Source organism: Ruminococcus sp. AF31-8BH, assembly GCF_003460605.1.
In the GTDB taxonomy this organism is placed as follows: domain Bacteria; phylum Bacillota; class Clostridia; order Lachnospirales; family Lachnospiraceae; genus Blautia_A; species Blautia_A acetigignens.
Genome location: NZ_QTVN01000012.1, coordinates 15,754 through 38,165 on the forward strand (window position 1 = coordinate 15,754; position 22,412 = coordinate 38,165).

Here is a 22,412-nt window from a genome sequence, read left to right on the forward strand (position 1 = left end):
CATTGGACGGGCTAACCCACATGAGCATGCAGACCGGCAGGTCGGAATGCGAATGCGGGTGGGAATTGCGGGAGCGCCAGGGCGCGGAGCAATTCACTTTTATAATAATGTCTGCATCAGCAGACATTTCCTTATGAAGAAAGAAAATGAAGAGTGAAAGGAGCGTATCTGTTATGACACAGAATATTCCCGAAATTTATGGAAGTCTTGTTTTCAACGACAGGATCATGCGCAGTAAATTACCAAAGGACATGTACAAGGCACTGAAAAAAACCATTGAAAATGGTACTCACTTAGAGCTTGATGTTGCAAACTCTGTAGCAGTTGCCATGAAAGAATGGGCCATCGAAAATGGTGCTACCCATTATACACACTGGTTCCAGCCTATGACAAACGTGACTGCTGAGAAACATGACAGCTTCATTTCCCCAACAGGTGATGGACAGGTCATCATGGATTTCTCCGGTAAAGAGCTTGTAAAGGGTGAGCCGGATGCTTCCAGCTTCCCGTCCGGTGGTCTTCGTGCTACCTTTGAGGCAAGAGGCTATACAGCATGGGATCCTACTTCCCCGGCATTTATTAAGGATGGAACCCTTTACATTCCCACAGCGTTCTGCTCTTACAGCGGTGAGGCACTTGACAAAAAGACTCCTCTCCTTCGCTCTATGGATACCTTAAATAAAGCAGCTGTGAATATGCTTCACATCCTCGGAAATAAAGGAATCAAGCATGTTTCCACAACTGTAGGACCTGAGCAGGAATACTTCCTGGTTCCAAAGGAGCTTTATAAAGAAAGAAAAGACCTGGTGTTCTGCGGACGTACCTTACTTGGTGCTCCAGCTCCGAAAGGACAGGAAATGGAGGATCATTACTTCGGAACCTTGAAGCCGAAGGTTGCAGCTTATATGCATGATCTTGATGTTGAGCTGTGGAAGCTTGGTATTCCGGCAAAAACAAAACACAACGAGGTTGCTCCTGCACAGCATGAGCTTGCTCCTGTATTCGATACCACAAATGTTGCAGTTGACCACAATCAGCTGACCATGGAGGTTATGAAAAAGGTTGCTGACAAGCATGATCTTGTTTGCCTCCTTCATGAGAAACCATTTGAGGGAATCAACGGAAGCGGTAAGCACAACAACTGGTCCATGATCACAGATGACGGCGTAAACCTTCTGGATCCGGGAAAAACTCCTGCAGAGAATATCCAGTTCCTTGTTTTTCTGATGGCGGTTATCAAAGCGGTTGATGAATATGCGGATCTGCTTCGTATTTCCGTTGCAAGCGCAGGAAACGACCACAGACTTGGAGCAAACGAGGCTCCGCCTGCAGTTGTATCTATTTTCCTTGGAGATGAGCTGACAGAGGTTCTCAAATCCATTGAAAACGATACCTACTTTACTTCCCACGGTGCTGTTCAGATGGATATCGGTGCAACGGTTCTGCCTCATTTCGTAAAAGACAACACAGACCGTAACCGTACTTCACCATTTGCATTTACCGGAAACAAATTCGAATTCCGTATGCTGGGTTCCGCAGCTTCTGTTGCAAACCCGAATATCGTATTAAATACTGCAGTTGCAGAGGCACTGGATCAGTTTGCAAAGGAGCTTGCAGATGTAGCTCCGGAGGATATGGAGCATGCAGTTCATGAGCTGATCAAGAGAGCCATCAAAAAGCATAAACGTGTCATCTTCAACGGCAACGGCTATACAGATGAGTGGATTGAAGAGGCAGCAAAACGTGGCCTTTACAACCTGAAATCAACTCCGGATGCTATGCCTATGTGGATTGCCGATAAAAACATCGAACTGTTTACCAAGCACAGCATTTTCACAAGCGAGGAGATTCATTCCCGTTATGATATCTGGCTTGAGAACTATTCCAAGACCATCAACATTGAGTCCAACACAATGGTTGAGATGGTGCAGAAGGATCTCCTTCCGTCTGTTCTGTCTTATGTGGAGGAAATTGCAAGCACAGCAAGCCTGAAGGCTTCTGTTGTTCCTGGTATTTCCTGCAAAAGCGAGACAACACTTATTACCAAGCTGTCTGAGCTTTCCGATGCTATGACAAAGGGACTTGAGAAACTGAAAGTAGATACAGCCAAAGCAAAAGCGACTGAGGATGTGCTTGAGAATGCCAAACTGTATCAGACTGAGGTTCTTGAGGATATGGAGGAGCTTAGAAGGTCTGCCGATGAGGCTGAGACTCTTATTCCGGATGATCTGCTTCCATATCCTACTTATGGAAAACTGTTATTCTATATCTAATGGAAATGTCGCTTTACAGCGACATCTTCATGAACGAAAGTCAGCTGTTCCGCGCTTACAGCGCTCCCACAGCTGTCGAAGGTATTCGTAATCCGGGCTATCGCCCTTCTTACTCATACCTTCTTGCCCGTCTAATATCTGTGAACTCGCTCATGCAAGCATGGCTCATTCACAGCTGCTATCCGGGACTTTCTAGGGTAGAACCAGGGGATATCTATTATGAAACTCTACTTCATAATTCATTATCGATTTCCTCATCCATTAATCACACGATACAGATATCCCCTGTTTTACATACATACAAAAAAATATAAAAGGATCGTAAAGGCGCGAAAGTAAAACAAATGTTTTCTCTTTTGCGCCTTTTTGATATTAAATATGTATCTGCTCCTGCTTATCCGGTGCAGGTACAAGATGAGGGAGGAAATTATTATGGATTATTCAGCAGTAAACACAATCTGGGTGCTTGTTGGCGCCGCGCTTGTCTTCTTCATGCAGGCAGGCTTCGCAATGGTGGAAACCGGTTTCACCAGAGCAAAAAACGCAGGTAACATTATCATGAAAAACCTGATGGACTTCTGTATCGGTACTCCGGCATTCTGGCTGGTTGGTTTCGGTATTATGTTTGGAGCAGGAAACGGCTTCTTCGGAAGAATCGGCGGAATTGCCACCGAGGCAAATTACGGAAGCACAATGCTTCCTGACGGTGTTCCGTTCTGGGCATTTTTGATTTTCCAGACTGTCTTCTGTGCAACCTCTGCTACTATCGTTTCCGGTGCCATGGCTGAGCGTACAAAATTCTCTTCTTACTGTGTATACAGTCTTATGATCAGCCTTGTGGTTTACCCGATCTCCGGTCACTGGATCTGGGGCGGCGGCTTCATCAGCCAGATGGGCTTCCACGATTTCGCCGGTTCCTGTGCAGTTCATATGGTAGGCGGTGTTGCCGCATTTATCGGTGCAGTTATCCTTGGACCTCGTATCGGTAAATATTCAAAGGATGGAAAATCAAAAGCTATCCCGGGCCATAACCTGACAGTTGGTGCACTTGGCGTATTTATCCTCTGGTTCTGCTGGTTCGGCTTTAACGGTGCCTCCACAGTTTCCATGGAGAGAGATGCAATTGTCAGTGCAGGTAAAATCTTTGTAACTACGAACCTTGCTGCTGCAGTTGCCACTGTAACCGTTATGCTGATCACATGGATCCGCTACAAAAAGCCAGATGTTTCCATGTCCCTGAACGGTTCTCTTGCAGGTCTTGTTGCAATCACCGCAGGCTGCGACACCGTATCTCCTACATCTGCAGCAATCATCGGTATTGCAGCTGGTTTCGTTGTTGTATTTGGTATTGAATTTATTGACAAGGTTCTCAAGGTTGATGATCCTGTTGGTGCAGTTGGCGTTCATGGTTTAAACGGTGCTTTTGGTACACTTGCAGTTGGTCTTTTCTCAGACGGAGCCGGTACAGAATGGAAAGGTCTTTTGGTTGGCGGCGGTTTCCACGGCTTTGGCGTACAGCTTGCAGGCATGCTGATCACAATCGCATGGGTTGCAGTAACTATGACCATTATTTTCCAGGTAATCAAGCATACTATGGGACTTCGTGTATCTGCTGAAGAAGAGATTCAGGGTCTTGATGTAAAAGAGCATGGTCTTGCAAGTGCTTACGATGGATTCGCAATCCGGGATGCAGTTGGTTCCGTTCCGACTCCTATGGGAACTTCCAGAGAATTTACTACGGTTGCCAGACCTTCTGCTCCTGCTGAGTTCGTTCCGGAGCTTCCAAAGGACGGTGTTCACAAACTGACAAAGGTTGTGATCATTACCCGTCAGAACAAGCTTGAGGAGTTTATGCAGGCCATGAATGAAATCGGTGTTACCGGTATTACCATCACAAACGTTCTCGGATGCGGCGTACAGAAAGGTGCTCCTGCTTTCTACCGTGGCGTTGAGATGGATATGAACCTTCTTCCAAAGGTTAAGATTGAAATCGTAGTCAGCCTTGTTCCGGTACAGAAAGTCATCGAGACAGCCAAGAGAGTTCTTCATACCGGTCAGATCGGTGATGGAAAAGTCTTCGTCTATGACATTGAAAACGTTGTCAAGATCAGAACCGGCGAGGAAGGATACCTGGCACTGCAGGATACTGACGCAGAAGCCTGAGCCATCAAAAAAAGAACTTTCGGAAATCAAAATCCGAAGGTTCTTTTTTATTGACTTATTGCGTTTGACAAAAGCCTGCTTTATTTATTTTTTCCACCGTTGTCCAAAAGAAGCTGCTCCAGATTATCGCAAAGCTTCTTGGCATCCTCGTACTTGCCGGCCTGGAGGGCAAAGGCAATGCGGTTTTCCAGGTCTTTTTTCTTCTGCTCGTATTCCAGGTAATCCTTGTCGAAGTGGTCGGCATAGATCATCTTGCGGAATTTGCGCATGCTAACCTTGCGAAGGCCTTTGTCTTCTGTGAAAAGAACGTAATCCATGCAGTTGGCTACGGTGTAGAAATCGTGGGAAACCATGAGGACGGTTCCATTGTATTTCTCTATGGCATCCTCAAGGGCAAGCTGGGAATAGGTGTCCAGATGGCTGGTTGGCTCGTCCAGAAGGAGAAGGTTGGCATCTGTTCTGGAAATCTTCGCAAGCTGGAGGAGATTTTTCTCGCCGCCGGACAGGTTTCCTACCGGGCTGTAGATCAGTTCTTCCTCAAAGCCGTAGGTTTTCAGGTAGCCGATGACCTGGGCGTCGGTGTCAAAGCCTGCATCCTCGAAGTTCTTTAGGACGGTGGCTTTCTCATCGAAAACTTCGCCGTGCATCTGGGAAAGATAGGCTGTTTTTACATTCTCGCCTAAATGGATGGCTGGATTTTCCCCACGGATGATATCACGAAGAAGAGTGGTTTTTCCGGTGCCATTGGGGCCTACAATAGCTACCTTCTCTCCTGCCTGAATGGAGAAGGATACATGCTCCATAATCTGGCGGTCAAAGGCTACGCTGTAGTCTTCTGCATGCAGCACGGTCTGGCCTTCCAGCGGACCTTCGGTGTGAAGCTGGATGTCCGGCTGTTTGATGTCCACAAAGGGGGACTTGGTTTTGCGCGCTTCCAAACGCTCCAGAAGGGAAACCCTGGCGTGAAGGCTTCTTCCGCGGGTGGCGCTGTCAATGGCTGTGGCGCTGTTTCTGAGGCGTTCCACGATCCTGCGGTTTCGCTCGATTTCTTCTAAGTCGGAGGCGGCAAGTTCCTGCTGCTCGATCTTCATCTGTAGAAGGGCAAAATTGTAATCCACGTAATTGCCGTCAAATTCCTGGATCTCCGTGTTTTCCAGATGGAGGATCTTGTTGAAGCAGTGGTTGAGCAGGTAGCGATTGTGGGTGATCACAAGGAGGGTGCCCTTGTGGGAATTGATCAGGTTCCGAAGGGCGTTCAGGTGCTGGAAATCCAGGAACACGTCGGGTTCGTCCATGATGATGAATTTAGGGCTGATCATCATTTCGCGGATGGCCTGCACCAGCTTGAACTCACCGCCGGAAAGGCTGGATAAAAGCTGATCCTCATAGCCGGCAAGTCCTGCAACCTTCAGCTGCTTACGAATGTTGCTTTCGTAGAAATCACCGTCGATGGCGTTAAATTCATCCAGGGTGGTCTGATACTCTTCCATCAGCTCTTCTAAGCGGTCTGTAGTGCCCATGTCCTCACAGATCTGGTTGATCTTATTTTGCAGGCGGACAAACTCTTCACTGAGGTAGTCGAATACGGTTACTTCTTTTTCTTCGTCTATGGCGTAGAACTGGCTCACATACCCGATCTGCCCCGGAACATCGATGATCAGCTTGCCATCATATAAGTAATCTTCCGGGTGAAGGATCATATTCACCAGCGTACTTTTCCCAGTCCCGTTGGTCCCAATAAACGCACAATGCACATCATCCTCCAGGGTGAAGGATATCTTGTTATATAACTCTTTATGCGGAAAAGAGTAGGATAAATTCTCTGCTCGTATCATAAAAACTCCTTTTTGTTCAGTTGACAGTTATTTCAGCTTCGGTAAATTCCATCTGTAGTGGGCGGCCAGGTAGCGCATGAGGATTACGGCGGCAGAGCCGAAGATCAGGGAGGCGACTACGCCGAAAAGGCGGTAGGTGTAGACGCACACGATGGCTCCCACGATGGAGGCGCAGGCATAAATATGCTTCACGAAAATGTAGGGTGGGACTTCTGCCATCATGTCGCGGAGCAGGCCGCCGCCTACGCCGGTGATGGTTCCCACAAACACCAGAAGGAAGGTGTTGTCTGCAAAGCCCTGACGGATTCCGGTGTTGACGCCCACTACGGTAAAAATACCAAGTCCCACAGAGTCCATCACCAGCATCACCTTGTCATAGGTTACATTCCCCTCCAGCAGCTCCCTCTTGAAATAAAGAAGGAAAAACACCAGCACAGATGTGAGCACTGCCACAGCCGCATAGACCGGCTTCTGGAACACACCTGGCGGGATGATTCCAAGGGTTACGTCACGGATCATTCCTCCGCCAACAGCGGTAATCACTCCCAGCACCGTCACCCCGAAAATGTCCATCTTCTGCTCTGATCCCACCAACGCCCCTGACGCGGCAAAGGCAACAGTGCCGATCATTTCCAGAATAAATGTAATTGTTTCCTGATACCCCATAAAATAATACCTCTTCCATTTTTTTACCAGCGCTTTCTTCCCTCTTTTCCTCTTCGTCTATGCGCTGGCTCACTGTCCCCTATTGTACCATAAAACTCCCCATTTGCCACCTGGAAAATTCACGAAACCACAACAAATTTCAGATTGGCTAAATTTTCTTGTTAAAAAATGACCGGAAGATCGCTCTCCCGGCCATAACTTTCATTTCTTCTCTTCACTTGTAAAGCTTGCCCGAATCCCGGTAAATTTTTCCATCATCCCTTCACGCCTCCAAGTGCCACACCAGCCACAATATACTTGGAAAGCACCAGGTAAACCACAACCAGCGGGATAATGGTAACAAAAAGTCCCACATAAACCACACCGTAATCCGTACGGAACTGGTTAGAGCTTAACAGCTGCACGAACATCGGAAGCGTCTTCTTGGAATCTGTAGTTAACAGGATGGTCGGTGTAAACAGGTTGTTCCACTGTGCAATAAACTGGAAGATCGCCTGTGTAGCAACCGCCGGCTTCATAATCGGCAGAATGATCCGGTTAAAAGTATGCCACTCCTTGGAGCCGTCAATTCTCGCCGCCTCGATCATTTCCAGGGACAATGTGCTCTCCATATACTGCTTCATAAAGAACACAACCGTAGGCGCCGCAATGGTGGGAATGATCAGCGGAATGTAGGTATCGATCAGCTTCAGATCCAGCATAAACCGGTAAAAACCGATAATGGAAATCTGGCTTGGCACCATCATAACCGCCATAATAAACGCCCATGCAAATTTCTTAAACTTAAAATCATAAACATGAATGCCATACGCCGTCAGCGCGGAAAAATAAACCGCCAGGAAAGTACCCGGAATGGTAATGGTTGCAGAGTTCAAAATCGCCTTCTGCAGGGTAATCTGCATACCATTCTGCTTGATCATCAGGTTTTTCCAGTTCTCGATCAGATGGGTGGACGGAATCAGGGAAACACCCGCCTTAATGGATTCCGAATCCCTTGTAGCATTCATCACCAGAAGTACAAAGGGCAAAAGTGCGATCAGACAGAAGAAAATGCAGATCACCATACGAAAGATTCTCTGATGCAGCAGACTTTTGCTGTAGCTGTCCTTTGCTTTACTCATAATCTTCCACCTGCCTTTCTGCGCTGCCGCTGCTCTCTCTTCATCCGCCTGTCTTCACTGTCTCCCATAGTGGCAAACAGAATCAGGCTGACAATCAACGTGATCACAAACAGTACAACGGAAACGGCTGCTGCCTTTCCAACATCGCTGTTATACAGACGCATAATATACATGGCCATAGTAGTGGTCTTGTCATCCGGCAGACCCACAAGTCCGGTCTCCGGAACATTGAACAGCGCCGGAATATCATACATCTGCAGACCGCCAATCGCGGAAGTCACCAGAGTATACAGCATGATCGGCTTCAAAAGAGGCAGGGTAATGTAGCGGAACTTTTTCCATCCTGTTGCCCCGTCAATATCTGCCGCCTCGAAAAGTCCCGGGTCAATGCCAAGAACACCAGAAATCAAAAGCAATGTGGTATTTCCAAACCACATCCACCACAAAATGCCGGAAATCAGCCCGCGGCTTCCAGCTACACTGGACATGAAATCGAAATTGCTGCTGAGGATTCCCCAGTCTTTCAAGGTCTGGGTAATGGGTCCATACTGGGAAAACAGGGATTTAAACAGTACGGAAACAGATGCTGCGGTGATAACGCTTGGAAGATACACAATGACCTTCATGGCTCCCGTTCCCTTTACCTTCACCTTCTCATCGGTAAGCCACACAGCCAGAAGAAGGGAAACCAGGATCTGTGGAACAAAGTTAAAGCCCCACATGATCAGGGTATTTTTCAGATAACTGAGCACGTACCCTCTCTCACCAGCTGTCATGCCAAGGATATTGAGAAAATTCTTGATTCCCGCAAAGTCCACGAACTCACGTCCATTCCGCTTGTAATACGTCAGCGTGCTGTAATAAAATGTATTGATCAGCGGCCATAACTGGAAAACCAGATAGGTAATAAAAAACGGTGCGATAAAAAAGTAGCCATACCTTCCATAACTGATTTTTTTCTTCTTTTTCTTATTCATAACAGCCTCCTGTCTGAACCTGATGCGCCCTGGCAGGGCAGAACGCCTGACACTAAGGGGAACCCACTTTTTGGCTTCCCTGTCACTGGCAGTCATTCTGCTTCTGAAACCAAAGCAGCCACCGGCAACTCATACAGATAGAAGAATGTGCTGCTCCTTCTTTTTGGGAAGAAGCAGCACACTCACTACTACTTATTTTTTACTTTTACAAGCCCTTACGTTTGATTTATTCTGCGCTCAGGTAAGAGAATGTATCGTGGATAGAAGCGGTCAGATCTGCGATTGCAGTGTCAAGGTCTTTCTCTCCTGTTGCGTAAGCCTTGGTCTGGGTATCCATAAGGGAAAGAATCTGCTGATCTTCTGCTGTTACCATGGAAGCGTCAAGTCCATCTGCTAATGGAAGGAAGAACTCCATGAAGTTCTGTCCAGCATCCGGATACAGATATCCATTGCCGTCTGCGGATGTGCCAGCGTCGATGATCTTGCTGACTGCTTCTGTATTGTTTACATAGTCAGAGTTCAGAGTGTTGATTGCAACCATGCCGTCCTCATCGCAGGTAAAGAATTTCATAATCTTCGCTGCAAGCTCGGTATCTGCACAATCTGTTGTAGCTGCAAGGCCTGTGCCGCCCCAGTAGCATTTTGTCTGGGTAGGAACAAGGATGGTGTTGTCTTTCCATGAATCGGTCAGACACCAGTATACGAACCACGGGCATCCCATGTAAGCAACTGCTGCATTGGATTCTTCGCCGTCACCGCTCATATTTGCACTCCAGTCAGCGCTCCACTGATCGGTATTGAAGGTAAGGTCTTCGTCATAAAGAGTCTTGGCTGTTTCCATGTAGGTCTTAATATTGTCATCAATTGTGATCTTATCGTTCTCATCATAGAAGCCCTGGGTTCTGGAACCGGTCAGGCTTCGTTTGATCTCATCATAACCGGAAAACAGTTTGCACTTGCCGCCGGAAGCCTCGTTTACTTCTCTTGCGGTCTCAACGATGGTATCCAGGTCTTTGAACTTCTCAGCAAGCTCTGCAGGATCGGTTGTTCCAAGATATTTCTCAGCCAGATCTGCACGGATCGCATAGCATCCAGGAGTTGCCTGCCAGAACAGTGCTCTTACATTGCCGTCCATATCAGAGCCAAGATCCAGGTTGTACTGATAGCTGTTTGCATAATCGTCAGCGGTAATGCCAAGGTCTGCTACATTCTGAACCCAGTCGCTGTTGACATATTTCTGAACGTAGTCAACTTCCAGGCCCATCATATCCGGATATAATTCATTGGAAGGATCATCCAGTACAGGATCCAGCTTGCCCTGATAGTAATCAGATCCGCCTGTGTTTACGAATACGATTCTTTCGTAATCATCTGGATAGGCTTCTTTAAATGGTCCGTCAAGAATCTTCTTGATATCGTCATTCCAGCCCCATACAACAAAGGAATCATCTGCGGAAGCGTCTCCGGTAACTTCGTTCTCCGGCGCTGCATCTTCTGCCGTAACCGGAACTGCAAACATTGTCATTCCTGCCAGCATAGAAGCTGTTAATAATACGCTCACCATTTTTTTCTTCATGTTACTTCCTCCTTTAATATGATATCTTTTCCTTTTTTGATTGCTACTTGAATCCCCTGGGCGGATACACGGTTTTCACAGATGCTCCTTTGAAAAGTGTTCCGTCTACTGTGTACTTCTCAATTACGGTGGTCTTGGGGTGCTCGATCAGCTCAATCAGCCTTTCTGCTGCGATCCTGCCGATTGCTGCAGTATCCTGGCAAAGGGTGGTAAGCCTTGGCTCAAGAACCTGGGCAATATTGATTCCGTCATAGCCGGCTACCGAAATGTCCTCCGGTATCCGAAGCCCTCTCTCCCGTATCTCGTTTATCCCTCCTAATGCTGCATAATCATCAGGATAGAGAATACAGGTGGGCGGATCCTTCAGATCCAGTAATTCGCCAGTTCTCTCTCCTGCCAGGTCCGCATCTCTGTAAAAAGATGGCCTTACATATTCATCCGGTTCTTCGATTCCCAGCCGCTGCAGGGTACGGTAAAAACTTCCAAGCCGGTTCTTGGTAACCGATGTGTCATCTCCGTGGATGTAAGCGATCTTGCGGTGTCCCTTCTTATAAATATAAGTAACAAGATCTTCCATTCCCTGGATGTTGTTGGATACTACCGAAATCCTTCCATCACAGATATGATCGATGGTCACTGCCGGAATGTCCGAAAGCAGAAGCTCCTGAACCTCATCTGCGGTAAAATCCACGCATGCCATCACCACGCCGTCCACGCTGCGGTATCTGCAGTGCTCTAAGTAAGTCATCCTTCTGCCGGAAACATTTCCGCTGGTAAACGTGATGTCATAGCCTTTTGCCTCCGCAGTACTCTTGAAGCTCTCCAGAACATGGTTGAAATAGTCATGGGTGAGTCCGCTTCTGGCTTCGTCCACAAACAGGACTCCCAGGTTAAAGGTCCGCTTCGTCTTCAGGGCTCTTGCCGATGAGTTGGGGAGGTACCCCATCTCCGAAGCCGTTTTCAATATGTAGTTTCTTGTTTCTTCTCCGATGTCGGAGTAACCATTTAATGCTTTACTGACAGTGGCGACTGAGACATTGCACTTCTTCGCGATTTCTTTCATGGAAACCATAAGCCTGCCTCACTCTCTGGTCTGTTACTGCTTCTCGCATTCACAGCAACCCTTTTTCTTTCCTGTCATCTCTAAATCGTTTTCGTGGCTTTATAGTATCCCCTTATGCACAAAAAATCAAGTGCTTTTCCTCATTTTTTGTGCGTTTTAACTGCATTCTACCTATTGCACAATTTCATCTCTTGTGTTTTTTACAATTTCATCTGCAGCCATGAAAGTTTCCGAAAAATTTTCGCGAAAATTTTCGTGCTTTAAATCTCTGATTTGTCATATATAATAGATTTAATTTTTACTGTAATTTTTCAGTTGCTTTTCGTCAGTCTATCTATTATACTTATGGCAAATGTAGACCATTATTCTTTACTATTACTTCTTTTTGCCAGAACTTATTCGTTTTCGTATGTTAATTATCTCACAATTTCAATCAGCACTCTACAACCGATAAAATACGATACGGTCGAATAAATAAGAATAGAACTTTTAAGGAGGATTTTCCATGAATTTCGGACATTTCGATGATGCGAATAAAGAATATGTGATCACCACACCGGATACCCCGCTGCCCTGGATCAATTACCTGGGCTCCCAGGATTTCTTTTCCCTGATTTCCAATACCTGCGGCGGCTACAGCTTCTACAAGGATGCCAAGCTGCTGCGCATTACCCGCTACCGCTACAACAACATTCCGGTAGATTCCAACGGAAAATATTACTACATTAAGGACGGCGATTCCATCTGGAACCCGGGGGCAATGCCTACCCGCACGTCTCTGGATGCCTATGAGTGCCGCCACGGTCTTGGCTACAGCCGCTTCCACGGGGAAAAGAACGGGCTGGCAGCGGACCTTCTAGCTTTTGTTCCAGTTGACACTCCATGCGAGATCAACAAGCTGACTTTGAAAAACAACTCTGATGCTGCGAAAGAGATTTCCCTTTTTTCCTATGTGGAGTTCTGTCTGTGGAATGCAGTGGATGATATGACCAACTACCAGCGAAACTTAAGCACTGGTGAGGTGGAGATCATCGGCAGCACCATTTACCATAAGACCGAGTACAGAGAGCGCCGCAACCACTACAGCTTTTTCACAGTAAATGCCCCGGTGGATGGCTTTGATACCAGCCGTGATGATTTCCTGGGACTTGGCCGCGGAAACAATAATCCGATTGCTGTGGAGGAAGGAAAGAGCCGCAACTCCGTTGCCAGCGGATGGTACCCAATTGCCAGCCAGCAGATCAACGTTACCCTGGCACCGGGCGAGGAGAAAGAATTTGTGTTCCTTCTTGGCTACTGCGAGAATCCCAAAGATGACAAATGGGAAGCACCAAATGTGATCAAGAAGGATCCGGCTAAGAAGATTATGGAGAAATTCGCCGCTTCCCAGCAGGTGGATGCCGCCTTTGCCCAGCTGAATGCATACTGGGATGAGCTTCTCTCCCGCTATCACGTAGAGAGCCAGGATCCTCATGTAAACCGTATGGCAAATATCTGGAACCAGTACCAGTGTATGGTTACCTTTAACATGTCCCGCTCCGCTTCCTACTACGAATCCGGAACCGGACGCGGCATGGGATTCCGTGATTCCTGCCAGGATCTTCTTGGCTTCGTCCATCTGATCCCGGAGCGCGCAAGGGAAAGAATCCTGGACATCGCTGCCACCCAGTTTGAGGACGGAAGCGCTTACCATCAGTACCAGCCTCTTACCAAGCAGGGCAACCTGGATATTGGAAGCGGATTTAACGATGACCCGCTGTGGCTGATCGCAGCGGTGGCAGCTTACTTAAAGGAGACTGGAGACTACGCGATCTTAGACGAGATGGTTGCCTTTGACTGTCATATGGAAAAAGCAGCAACCCTGTTTGAGCATCTGCGCCGTTCCTTCGAGTACAGCCGCACCCATCTTGGACCGCACAAGCTTCCGCTGATCGGACGGGCAGACTGGAACGACTGCCTGAACTTGAACTGCTTCTCCAATGAGCCTGGAGAGTCTTTCCAGACTACCGGGCCTTCCGAGGGACCAGTTGCAGAGTCTGTGTTTATTGCAGGTATGTACGTGAAATATGGAAATGAGTTTGCGGAAATCTGCAGACGTGTTGGGAAGGAAAAAGAGGCAGAAATCGCGCAGAAGGCTGTGGATGAAATGTACCAGGCCGTTCTGGACGCTGGCTGGGACGGAGAATGGTTCCTTCGTGCTTATGATGCTGCCTCCCAGAAGGTTGGCTCCCATGAATGCGAAGAGGGACAGATTTTCATTGAGCCTCAGGGCTTCTGCATTATTGCCGGAATCGGCGTGAAGGAAGGCCTTGCCAAGAAAGCACTGGATTCTGTGAAAGAGCGTCTGGATACCAAGTACGGCATTATGCTTCACCAGCCTGCTTATACCAGATATTACCTGAACCTTGGGGAGATTTCCTCCTACCCGCCGGGATACAAGGAAAACGCAGGTATCTTCTGTCACAACAATCCATGGATCTCCATTGCGGAAACTGTGATCGGCAGAGGAAACCGTGCTTTTGAAATTTACAAAAAGACCTGTCCATCCTATATTGAAAACATCAGTGAGATCCACCGTACTGAGCCTTACGTTTATTCCCAGATGATCGCCGGACGGGATGCGGCCCGCCACGGTGAGGCGAAAAACAGCTGGCTTACCGGAACGGCTGCCTGGACCTTTGTCAACCTTTCCCAGGCGATCCTGGGCGTGCAGCCGACCTATGACGGACTTTCCATTGATCCGTGCATTCCGGAAGGATTCGGTGACTTCACCCTCACCCGCCGCTTCCGCGGTGCCACTTACTACTTCGATGTGAAGAACCCGAACAATGTGGTAAAAGGCGTTGCTTATCTGGAAGTAGATGGAAAACAGGTGAAAGGAAATGTGGTTCCTGTTGAGGATGGTAAAAAAGAATATCATGTGACGGTGCATATGGCATAGTGATTTATTTATATACGACACATATACCAGAATACCAGGAAAGCCTCCAGAGTAAAATCGCTCTGGAGGCTTTCTTGTATTTTGTCACAATTCCAATTATTTCCCTGCATTCTCATAAAGAGGATGAATCTCTTTCTTAAATGTATAGCGGATGAAAATAAAGCAAACCGCCCCGGAGAATACCTCCGCGATAGGGAATGCCCACCAGCAGGCTCCAAGTCCTCCCACTTTTGCAAGGATAAAGGCTGCAGGAAGCAGTACAATCAGCTGTCTGAGCACAGACACGGCAAGGCTGAGGAATCCATGTCCCAGTGCCTGGAATACAGAAGATGCCACCACAGAAAATCCTGCGATCAAAAAGCTTATGCTGATGATCCGAAGTGCCGGGATTCCAATTGCCAGCATGTCATCCGATGCACTGAAGATTCCCAGAAGCGCTCCCGGGAAAAGCTGGAATACCACAAATCCAGCCAGCATAATGCACACACCATAAGTGATGCTCAGCTTGATGGCCTTGGTAATACGTTCAGGCTTTCTCGCACCGTAATTGTATGCTGCAATGGGCACCAGACCGTTGTTCAGTCCGAATACCGGCATAAAGATAAAGCTCTGCAGCTTGAAGTATACGCCGAATACCGCAGTTGCTGTGGAAGTAAATCCCATCAGGATCTTGTTCATTCCAAAGGTCATAACCGAACCAACGGAAGCCATGATGATAGACGGGAATCCAACGCTGTAAATGTGACGGATCACTTCCCCGTTCAGTTTATATTTCACAAGGGAAATATGCAGTTCCTTGTTCAGCTTGATGTTCATGATCACACCGATCACAGCTGCAATGATCTGTCCGGTTACAGTAGCAAGCGCCGCACCGGTTACTTCCATTCTCGGGAATCCAAAGAGACCAAAGATCATGATCGGGTCTAAAATGATATTGATCACAGCACCAATCAGCTGGGTTGCCATAGAATATATGGTTTTTCCCGTGGACTGCAGAAGCTTCTCCGCACACAGCTGGATAAACAGACCGAAAGACATGATTCCGATCACCCGCACATAATCCACGCCGTATGCCAGGATCTGGGGATCATCGGTCTGCACGCTGAAAAATGCCGGAGCGAAAAATCCGCACACAATGGCAAATCCGATGAAGCTGAAAATAGCAAGGTAAATACCGTTGTTTACCGCGCTGTTGGCATATTCATTTTTCTTTTCCCCAAGGGCACGGGAAACCAGGGCATTGATACCTACACCTGTACCGGTTCCCACCGCGATCATCAGGTTCTGTACCGGGAAAGCAAGGGAAACTGCTGTCAGTGCATTTTCGCTGAGTTTCGCAACAAACATGCTGTCCACAATGTTATAAAGCGCCTGGACCAGCATGGAAATCATCATAGGCACGGACATGGTAAGCAGAAGCTTTGCCACAGGCATCACGCCCATTTTGTTTTCCTGGATATTTTTTTCTTTTTCCAAAAATTACTCTCTCCTTTCAAATCAAAAACTGGTTTGCCAAAAGGCCAGAGCGTGTTTGAAAAAGGCTTTCTGCAAGATGTACGCCACAATTTGTGGGAGATTTTGTTCGGATGAGGGCGCCGTAGCGGGCTACGGCAACCGAATTCGAGCAAAATATACCGCAAAGTGGGGCGTGCAGATTGCGGGAATGATTTTTCAAACACGCTCTAATTCTCTTATTGTATAGAAGTCTTCGGCAGATGTCAATATAGGGTGTGGATTATTGTCGGAAATTGTGCTATTGTAAGGAACAGAAGAAAAATCTAATATGATGTATGGAGGTTTTTTATGGAAAGACATAGCTTTGCAATGGAATTAAAAGAAGGAAAAAAGAACGACTACCGCAGAAAGCTGGGCGAAATATGGCCGGAGCTTACCGCATTTCTGGATCAGGAGAAGGTACATAACTTCAGTATCTGGAACTGTGATTCCCTGATTTTCGGATATTACGAAACCGACGAAAATCACGAATTTTCGGAAGAGAAAAAAGCCCAGATCCAGGCACTTACCGCTAGGATTGAGGATACTTTCACCTGGATCTCCACTCCGGGGGAAAATATGCGCCTGATGTACCACAACTTCGGCGTTGTCCGCGAAAACAAAGAGCTGATCCGCCACAGAATGTTCATGACGAAGCTGAAACCTGGCTGCGAGGAAGAATACAAGGCAAGACATGACGGTCTGGTCGCCGCAAGAGAAGGCAAGATTGATCCCGGCCCGGACAGCAACTTCAGCATCTGGAACGCAGGCGGCTATATTTTTGGCTACGACGAGATCGACACCACCATGGAAACCGAAGAGACCCCGGAAGCTCACGAAGCTACCGTTGCCTGGGAAACCCGCCAGCTGGGCATTATGGACTGGATCACCAACGACTGCGACTGGCTCACTGGAGAAATCCACTCTGCAAGCGTGAGACTGGCTTGGCATAACTAAAAAATCTGGCGTGACTTCGGTCACGCCTTGCTTTTTCCAATCTTGAGTTGTCACCTATTTTTACTTTTGCCACATCTATGATCGTACAGTTATAATTTGCAAAGAAGTTTTTGCAGGATTTTCCTGCACCTGCGCTGCTCCTCCATAATTGTTTCATCCGCAATGTAAGCCAGCTGCAGATCTCTTCTTTTTTTCATATCCATGACTTTATTCTCCTCTGCCGCAAAATATATTTCATTATTTCTCTACAGATCTTTTAATTCTTTTTTCAAAATTTCCAAATCTCCAGGCAGGAGGGTTCGCATTTCCAGATAGACGCAGTCATCCTGGATGTGACCGATTACTGGGGTGGAAAGGGTTCTTAGGCGATGGCTGATTTCTTCGGCGCATATGCTGCTGTCACGGGGTTTTATTCCCAGGGCAAATCCAGGCAGAGTTTTCCCCGGCGTGGTGCCGCCGCCTGTGACGTTGGTTGTGGGAACAATTTCGAATAGGAATCTGCTGTTCGCGTCTTGATTGAACCCTCGTTTTTGCGGCTGACCAGGCAGTGGCTTTTCCCAGGAGTTCAACCACGAATTAGTTTCAGATATATGCTCACCAGAAAAGCTGGCAATTTCCGTGACCAGTTCCTGTACCATAGTTTTCAACTGTGCAGCGCTTCGGCTCATCATCTCGTACACTGGGATTTCCTGACGGATATCCTCTTTCAGATACAGACTTATAGTTCTGTCCAGGGAAGCCGCTGTAAATTTATCAATGCGAAGGGCGCGCATAAGGGGATGCTTCGCAATCTTTTCGATCAGATCCCTGCGGCCTGCCAGAATCCCTGCCTGTGGGCCGCCAAGCAGCTTGTCGCCGCTGAAGGATACAAGGTCTGCTCCTTTTGCCAGAAGCTCCTGAACCTGTTTTTCAGTGCCAAGGCCATAGGATGCCAGATCCACAAGACAGCCGCTTCCAAGATCCACCAGAAGGGGGATTTCGTGGCTGTGAGCTGCCTTTGCAAGCTCTTCCACGGTTGGTTCATGGGTGAAGCCTGTGATCTGATAGTTGCTGGTGTGAACCTTGAGGAACGCGGCGGTATTTTCTGTCACCGCATTCTGGTAATCTTCCAGATAAGTGCGGTTGGTGGTTCCCACTTCCACAAGGGTGGTTCCGCTCTGGCTGCATACGTCCGGGATCCGGAATTTGCCGCCGATTTCCACAAGCTCTCCTCTGGACACAACGGTCTCCCCACCAGATGCCAGCGCTGTCAGCATTACAAGGACAGCTGCCGCATTATTATTGACTGCAAGGCATGCTTCTGCTCCTGTGAGCCTGCACAGATTTTCGGAAAAATGGTCGTACCTGCTGCCCCGCTTTCCATCTTCCAGGTTCATTTCCAGGTTGGTGTATCCGGTCATAAGGGGCACAAGCTCAAACACCAGCTTTTCTCCCAGAGGTGCACGTCCAAGATTGGTATGCAGGATCACGCCCGTTGCATTGATCACCCGCTGCATCCGCCGCTGATCCTGCCGAGATAAAATCTCCTGCATTTTTACAAGAAGATACTGCTCAAACGTACTGGAACTCTGAATATTTTGTTCCTTATTTTTTTCATCATATAAACATTCTGATTCGTCTGCATTCCTCTTCGGAACATCAGCAGGACTTTCTTGTCTGCCAGTTTCCAGGCAGCTTTCTTCCGATCCGATGCAGCTGCCCGTCCGCAGCACTTCCCGCAGCTGCTCCTGGGCTTTTCTCGCAGCTTCCAGCACAATCTGGTATCCATACAGCTCACACTGCGCCTTTACTGATTCCATCTCCATGAGCCTGTCAATTTTCGGGATTTTCCGAAGCAGTTCATTTCTGTTTTTCCTAAAGCCTTCCGGAACTTCTCTGCTCTTCTGGCCTTCCGGAACCTCCGATGCCTGATCACGGTCACCCATTATTTTTCTGTGCCTCAATCTTCTCCGCCAAGTCATTGAGATAAACCCAGCGGTCCATCTTCTCTTCCAGCTGCTGCTCTGCGGCTTCCTTGTCCGCCATGATTTCCCGAAGCTTCACGGAATTAGTGGCGTTTGCCATCATGTCGTTTTCCAGCTTGGCAATTTTCTCTTCCAATTTCGCGATATCATCATCAATGGTCGCGTACTCCCGCTCTTCCTTATAAGAGAATTTCAGCTTCTCCTGGCGGTTCTGTCCCTGCTTCCAGTCCTTTTTGGTGGCTTTCTTCGGTTCCTCACCGTTGCCATCCGCCCCGGAACCAGACTTATCAGCTGCCCCGGCAGAGCTGCCATCTCCGCCAAATCTCCGAGCTTTCGCCTCCACATAATCGGTGTAGCCGCCCTCATACTGAGTCAGCTTTCCATTTCCCTCAAATGCAAAAATACGGTCCACCACATCATCCAGGAAATAGCGATCATGTGACACGGTAATCACAATTCCGGAAAAAGAGGACAGATAATCCTCCAGAATGGTCAGAGTCGGAATATCAAGGTCATTGCTTGGCTCATCCAGAAGAAGCACGTTAGGCGCCTCCATCAGCACTTTCAGAAGATAGAGACGTCTCTTCTCCCCGCCGGAAAGCTTGGCAACCGGCGTGTACTGCATAGCAGAATCAAACAAAAACCTCTCCAGCATCATAGACGCACTGATCCGTCCGTCTCTTGTAGGAATAAATTCCGCCACATCACGGATATAGTCGATCACCCTCTGGTTCCCATCCATATCCGGCACTTCCTGGGCAAAATAACCGATCTTAATGGTTTCCCCAAGCTCCACCTCACCGCTGTCTGGCTGCACCATTCCGTCAATGATGCGGATCAGGGTAGATTTGCCGCAGCCGTTGGGCCCGATAATGCCAAGTCGCTGGTTTCTCAGCACAATATAATCAAAATCATCCAGGATCACCTTATCCCCATAATGTTTGGAAACATGGTGAAGCTCCACAGTTTTCTTTCCCATGCGGGTCTCCACGGAATCCATCTGCACATCCAGATCCTGGGTAGGTGCCTTGCCGTTTTTTAACGCTTCCAGACGCTCCAGGCGGGCACGCTGCTTGGTGCTTCTGGCGCGGCAGCCACGCTTGGCCCACTCCAGCTCCATGCGAAGAACACTCTGTCTCTTCCGCTCGGACGCCAGCTCCATTTCTTCCCTCTGCGCCTTCAGTTCCAGGAACCCGGAATAGTTGGCATCATAGGAATAAATTTTCCCATGGCTGATCTCCAGGATCTTGTTGGTTACCTTATCAAGAAAATAACGGTCATGAGTAACCATGATCACAACGCCCTTAAACCGGTTGAGGTAATCCTCCAGCCAGGTCACCATCTCATTGTCCAGATGGTTGGTAGGCTCGTCCAGGATCAGCACATCGGAAGGATTCACAAGGGTGCGGGCAAGGGCAACCTTTTTCTTCTGGCCGCCGGAAAGCTGCTCCACCAGGGCGTCATGCTCAGTGATGCCAAGCTTGTTCAGAATATTCCTTGCCTCACTTTGGGTACTCCAGTCCTTCTGCCATTTACCGTCCGCCACATAATCCTGCACAATGGCTCCCTTTGGAAAATCCGGCATCTGGGGCAGATAGGTGATCCGAAGCCCGTTCTGCGTAATTACCTGTCCCTCATCGGTCTCTTCTTCCCCTGCAATGATCTTAAGCAAAGTACTTTTTCCTGTTCCATTGATTCCGATAATACCAATCTTATCACCATCATGGATTCCATAAGAAATATCATCAAATATTTTTTTATCTCCGAAAATTTTGCTTACATGTTCTATATTCAGTACGTTCATCTGATCTAATTACTCCTTCTGCTATAACCTGCTGCCAGCTCAAAAGTCCTGCAACACTTTCCAGTGCTGACTCCGCGATTGCTGTTCTTATCCTCTTTTTTTCTCAAATCCGTGGATCCAGTCTGATTTCAGATAGAAGATCAGAAACAGAATGGAGCTTAAGGTCCAGGTCAGCGGATAAGCCCAGAACACGGTCTGGATCACCGGATGTATTTTTACCGCTACAGTAATGTAAGTCACACGGATCACACACCAGCAGGCAAGCATGACAAACATAGGCACAGTAGCCCTGCCTGCCCCTCGCATCAGGCCTGCAATACAGTGGGAAAAGGCAAGCAAAAAGTAAAATAAAGTAATGACATGTGCCTCTCTCACGCCATATTCCACCACTCCCGGATCATTGTTAAAGGCAGCAATCAGAACCGGACTTGCAAAATACACAATAATTCCAACCACTTCTGCCATGGAAATGCTGCACAGGATTCCAATGCGCGCGCCCTTTTTCGCGCGGTCGTATTTCTTGGCTCCAAGGTTCTGGCTGATAAAAGTAGTCAGTGCCATGGAAAAACAGGTGATCGGCAGGAATCCGAAGCCCTCCACCTTGGAATAAGCTCCGCAGCCTGCCACTGCCAGCTTGCCGAAGCTGTTGATATTGGACTGGACCACAACGTTGGCAATGGCAATTACAGAGTTCTGCACGCCAGCCGGAAGACCGTTGGACACGATCTGCTTCACCATATAGGGATCCAGATTTATTTTTCTAAGAGAAACCGTATATTCCTCCGGGCTCTTCTTCATGAGACGATACAGGCACAAAAGTGCGCTTGCAAACTGGGCAATGATGGTTGCAAGTGCAGCCCCTTCCACGCCCATTCCCATTGCTCCAACGAAAACCATGTCCAGGGTCACATTGAGCAGGGATGAAAAAATCAGGTAATACAGCGGATGGCGGCTGTCTCCTACCGCCTGCATAATGCCTACAAAGTTATTGTAAAGAACCAGTCCCAGTGAACCCATGGCATATACCTGGAAATACAGGGTAGATTTGGGCAAAATATCTGCCGGGGTTTTCATCAGGACCAGGATCTTCGGCGCCAGCACAACACCGGATATGGTCAGAAGGATTCCGCATAAAATACCAAAGGCTACCGTAGTGTGGATGGCTTTTTGCAGCTCCTTTTGCTGTCTTGCGCCAAAATACCTGGCTATAATAACGCCGGCTCCCATTGCCATTCCCTGGAAAAATCCTACCAGCAAAAAGGTAAGGCTGCCGGATGAGCTGACTGCTGCCAGCGCATCACTTCCCAGAAAATTTCCTACGATCAAAGAATCTGCAGTATTGTACAGCTGCTGAAACAGGTTTCCCAGAAAAAGCGGGAATGCGAAGCCCATCAGTTTTTTCCAGATGGACCCTTCTGTCAGCAGGTTCTTGTTTTGTGAATTATTCATTTTCTCCCCTCCATCAATCCTTTCTATCCTAACATAATATACCCTCTTTTTCAATTGCAAAAGCGCGCAATTCGTGTATAATGAAAGATAGTATAAAATATTATCAGTAAACTTGAAGGAGGACTTATT

Annotated in this window: 15 protein-coding genes and 1 pseudogene; 5 read left to right on the forward strand and 11 right to left on the reverse strand. The window is 47.8% G+C overall.

Translation table 11 applies throughout. The features are described from left to right. Nucleotides 1-173 precede the first annotated feature (173 nt). Both DWZ38_RS14905 and DWZ38_RS14910 read left to right on the forward strand, forming a co-directional pair. Nucleotides 174-2,273, forward strand: a complete 2,100-nt coding sequence (locus tag DWZ38_RS14905; protein WP_021925841.1) for a glutamine synthetase III — start codon at nucleotides 174-176, stop codon at nucleotides 2,271-2,273. A 432-nt stretch (nucleotides 2,274-2,705) separates the two neighbouring features. Further along, nucleotides 2,706-4,436 (forward strand): ammonium transporter, encoded by a 1,731-nt coding sequence (locus DWZ38_RS14910; RefSeq protein WP_117853868.1) that lies wholly within the window; start codon nucleotides 2,706-2,708, stop codon nucleotides 4,434-4,436. An 80-nt stretch (nucleotides 4,437-4,516) separates the two neighbouring features. Here DWZ38_RS14910 and DWZ38_RS14915 read toward each other — a convergent pair whose 3' ends face one another. The 6 genes from DWZ38_RS14915 to DWZ38_RS14940 form a co-directional block, all read right to left on the reverse strand. Further along, nucleotides 4,517-6,271, reverse strand: a complete 1,755-nt coding sequence (locus DWZ38_RS14915) for an ABC-F family ATP-binding cassette domain-containing protein (RefSeq protein WP_117853871.1) — start codon at nucleotides 6,269-6,271, stop codon at nucleotides 4,517-4,519. A 27-nt stretch (nucleotides 6,272-6,298) separates the two neighbouring features. Further along, complete coding sequence (locus DWZ38_RS14920; RefSeq protein ID WP_021925844.1) at nucleotides 6,299-6,937, reverse strand: TRIC cation channel family protein; 639 nt, start codon at nucleotides 6,935-6,937, stop codon at nucleotides 6,299-6,301. Nucleotides 6,938-7,191: 254 nt separating this feature from the next. Further along, nucleotides 7,192-8,058 carry a carbohydrate ABC transporter permease gene (locus DWZ38_RS14925; protein WP_021925845.1) on the reverse strand — a complete coding sequence of 289 codons (867 nt, stop codon included), beginning with the start codon at nucleotides 8,056-8,058 and terminating at the stop codon, nucleotides 7,192-7,194. Next, nucleotides 8,055-9,035, reverse strand: coding sequence for a sugar ABC transporter permease (locus DWZ38_RS14930; RefSeq protein ID WP_117853873.1), 981 nt, complete (start codon nucleotides 9,033-9,035; stop codon nucleotides 8,055-8,057). The genes DWZ38_RS14925 and DWZ38_RS14930 overlap by 4 nt, the downstream gene beginning before the upstream one ends. 226 nt (nucleotides 9,036-9,261) lie before the next feature. Beyond that, the gene (locus DWZ38_RS14935) at nucleotides 9,262-10,611 is read right to left on the reverse strand and encodes a hypothetical protein (protein WP_117853875.1); all 1,350 of its coding nucleotides are present in this window, start codon (nucleotides 10,609-10,611) and stop codon (nucleotides 9,262-9,264) included. A gap of 43 nt (nucleotides 10,612-10,654) precedes the next feature. Further along, nucleotides 10,655-11,683 carry a LacI family DNA-binding transcriptional regulator gene (locus DWZ38_RS14940; protein ID WP_178105352.1) on the reverse strand — a complete coding sequence of 343 codons (1,029 nt, stop codon included), beginning with the start codon at nucleotides 11,681-11,683 and terminating at the stop codon, nucleotides 10,655-10,657. A gap of 496 nt (nucleotides 11,684-12,179) precedes the next feature. Here DWZ38_RS14940 and DWZ38_RS14945 point away from each other — a divergent pair, with 496 nt between their 5' ends. Next, complete coding sequence (locus tag DWZ38_RS14945) at nucleotides 12,180-14,615, forward strand: glycosyl transferase (protein ID WP_117853877.1); 2,436 nt, start codon at nucleotides 12,180-12,182, stop codon at nucleotides 14,613-14,615. 96 nt (nucleotides 14,616-14,711) lie between these two features. Here DWZ38_RS14945 and DWZ38_RS14950 read toward each other — a convergent pair whose 3' ends face one another. Then, nucleotides 14,712-16,058, reverse strand: coding sequence for an MATE family efflux transporter (locus tag DWZ38_RS14950; RefSeq protein WP_021926709.1), 1,347 nt, complete (start codon nucleotides 16,056-16,058; stop codon nucleotides 14,712-14,714). A gap of 49 nt (nucleotides 16,059-16,107) precedes the next feature. Beyond that, on the reverse strand, nucleotides 16,108-16,248 hold the full coding sequence (locus DWZ38_RS23610; RefSeq protein WP_317259470.1) for a DUF6783 domain-containing protein: 141 nt from the start codon (nucleotides 16,246-16,248) through the stop codon (nucleotides 16,108-16,110). On the opposite strand from DWZ38_RS23610, the pseudogene DWZ38_RS23615 reads away from it, so the two are divergent. Together DWZ38_RS23615 and DWZ38_RS14960 are read left to right on the forward strand one after the other, a co-directional pair. Continuing rightward, nucleotides 16,207-16,317 (forward strand): annotated as a pseudogene (locus DWZ38_RS23615) (DUF6783 domain-containing protein); the annotation flags it as partial. The gene DWZ38_RS23610 and the pseudogene DWZ38_RS23615 sit on opposite strands and share 42 nt — an antisense overlap. Before the next feature lie 101 nt (nucleotides 16,318-16,418). Further along, on the forward strand, nucleotides 16,419-17,066 hold the full coding sequence (locus DWZ38_RS14960; protein ID WP_021926708.1) for an L-rhamnose mutarotase: 648 nt from the start codon (nucleotides 16,419-16,421) through the stop codon (nucleotides 17,064-17,066). Nucleotides 17,067-17,311: 245 nt separating this feature from the next. On the opposite strand, the gene selA is transcribed toward DWZ38_RS14960, so the two are convergent. The 3 genes from selA to DWZ38_RS14975 all read right to left on the reverse strand — a co-directional run bounded on the left by selA (nucleotide 17,312) and on the right by DWZ38_RS14975 (nucleotide 22,283). Next, on the reverse strand, nucleotides 17,312-18,991 hold the full coding sequence (gene selA / locus DWZ38_RS14965; protein ID WP_173766285.1) for an L-seryl-tRNA(Sec) selenium transferase: 1,680 nt from the start codon (nucleotides 18,989-18,991) through the stop codon (nucleotides 17,312-17,314). Further along, nucleotides 18,984-20,834, reverse strand: a complete 1,851-nt coding sequence (locus tag DWZ38_RS14970) for an ABC-F family ATP-binding cassette domain-containing protein (RefSeq protein ID WP_021926705.1) — start codon at nucleotides 20,832-20,834, stop codon at nucleotides 18,984-18,986. The genes selA and DWZ38_RS14970 overlap by 8 nt, the downstream gene beginning before the upstream one ends. 87 nt (nucleotides 20,835-20,921) lie before the next feature. Continuing rightward, on the reverse strand, nucleotides 20,922-22,283 hold the full coding sequence (locus tag DWZ38_RS14975) for an MATE family efflux transporter (protein ID WP_021926704.1): 1,362 nt from the start codon (nucleotides 22,281-22,283) through the stop codon (nucleotides 20,922-20,924). Between the last annotated feature and the right edge of the window lie 129 nt (nucleotides 22,284-22,412).

Coding starts and splice junctions, on each gene's coding strand:
- DWZ38_RS14905 (WP_021925841.1), top strand. CDS start 174: ATGACACAGAATATTCCCGAAATTTATGGAAGTCTTGTTTTCAACGAC.
- DWZ38_RS14910 (WP_117853868.1), top strand. CDS start 2,706: ATGGATTATTCAGCAGTAAACACAATCTGGGTGCTTGTTGGCGCCGCG.
- DWZ38_RS14915 (WP_117853871.1), bottom strand. CDS start 6,271: ATGATACGAGCAGAGAATTTATCCTACTCTTTTCCGCATAAAGAGTTA.
- DWZ38_RS14920 (WP_021925844.1), bottom strand. CDS start 6,937: ATGGGGTATCAGGAAACAATTACATTTATTCTGGAAATGATCGGCACT.
- DWZ38_RS14925 (WP_021925845.1), bottom strand. CDS start 8,058: ATGAGTAAAGCAAAGGACAGCTACAGCAAAAGTCTGCTGCATCAGAGA.
- DWZ38_RS14930 (WP_117853873.1), bottom strand. CDS start 9,035: ATGAATAAGAAAAAGAAGAAAAAAATCAGTTATGGAAGGTATGGCTAC.
- DWZ38_RS14935 (WP_117853875.1), bottom strand. CDS start 10,611: ATGAAGAAAAAAATGGTGAGCGTATTATTAACAGCTTCTATGCTGGCA.
- DWZ38_RS14940 (WP_178105352.1), bottom strand. CDS start 11,683: ATGGTTTCCATGAAAGAAATCGCGAAGAAGTGCAATGTCTCAGTCGCC.
- DWZ38_RS14945 (WP_117853877.1), top strand. CDS start 12,180: ATGAATTTCGGACATTTCGATGATGCGAATAAAGAATATGTGATCACC.
- DWZ38_RS14950 (WP_021926709.1), bottom strand. CDS start 16,058: ATGGGCGTGATGCCTGTGGCAAAGCTTCTGCTTACCATGTCCGTGCCT.
- DWZ38_RS14960 (WP_021926708.1), top strand. CDS start 16,419: ATGGAAAGACATAGCTTTGCAATGGAATTAAAAGAAGGAAAAAAGAAC.
- selA (WP_173766285.1), bottom strand. CDS start 18,991: ATGGGTGACCGTGATCAGGCATCGGAGGTTCCGGAAGGCCAGAAGAGC.
- DWZ38_RS14970 (WP_021926705.1), bottom strand. CDS start 20,834: ATGAACGTACTGAATATAGAACATGTAAGCAAAATTTTCGGAGATAAA.
- DWZ38_RS14975 (WP_021926704.1), bottom strand. CDS start 22,283: ATGAATAATTCACAAAACAAGAACCTGCTGACAGAAGGGTCCATCTGG.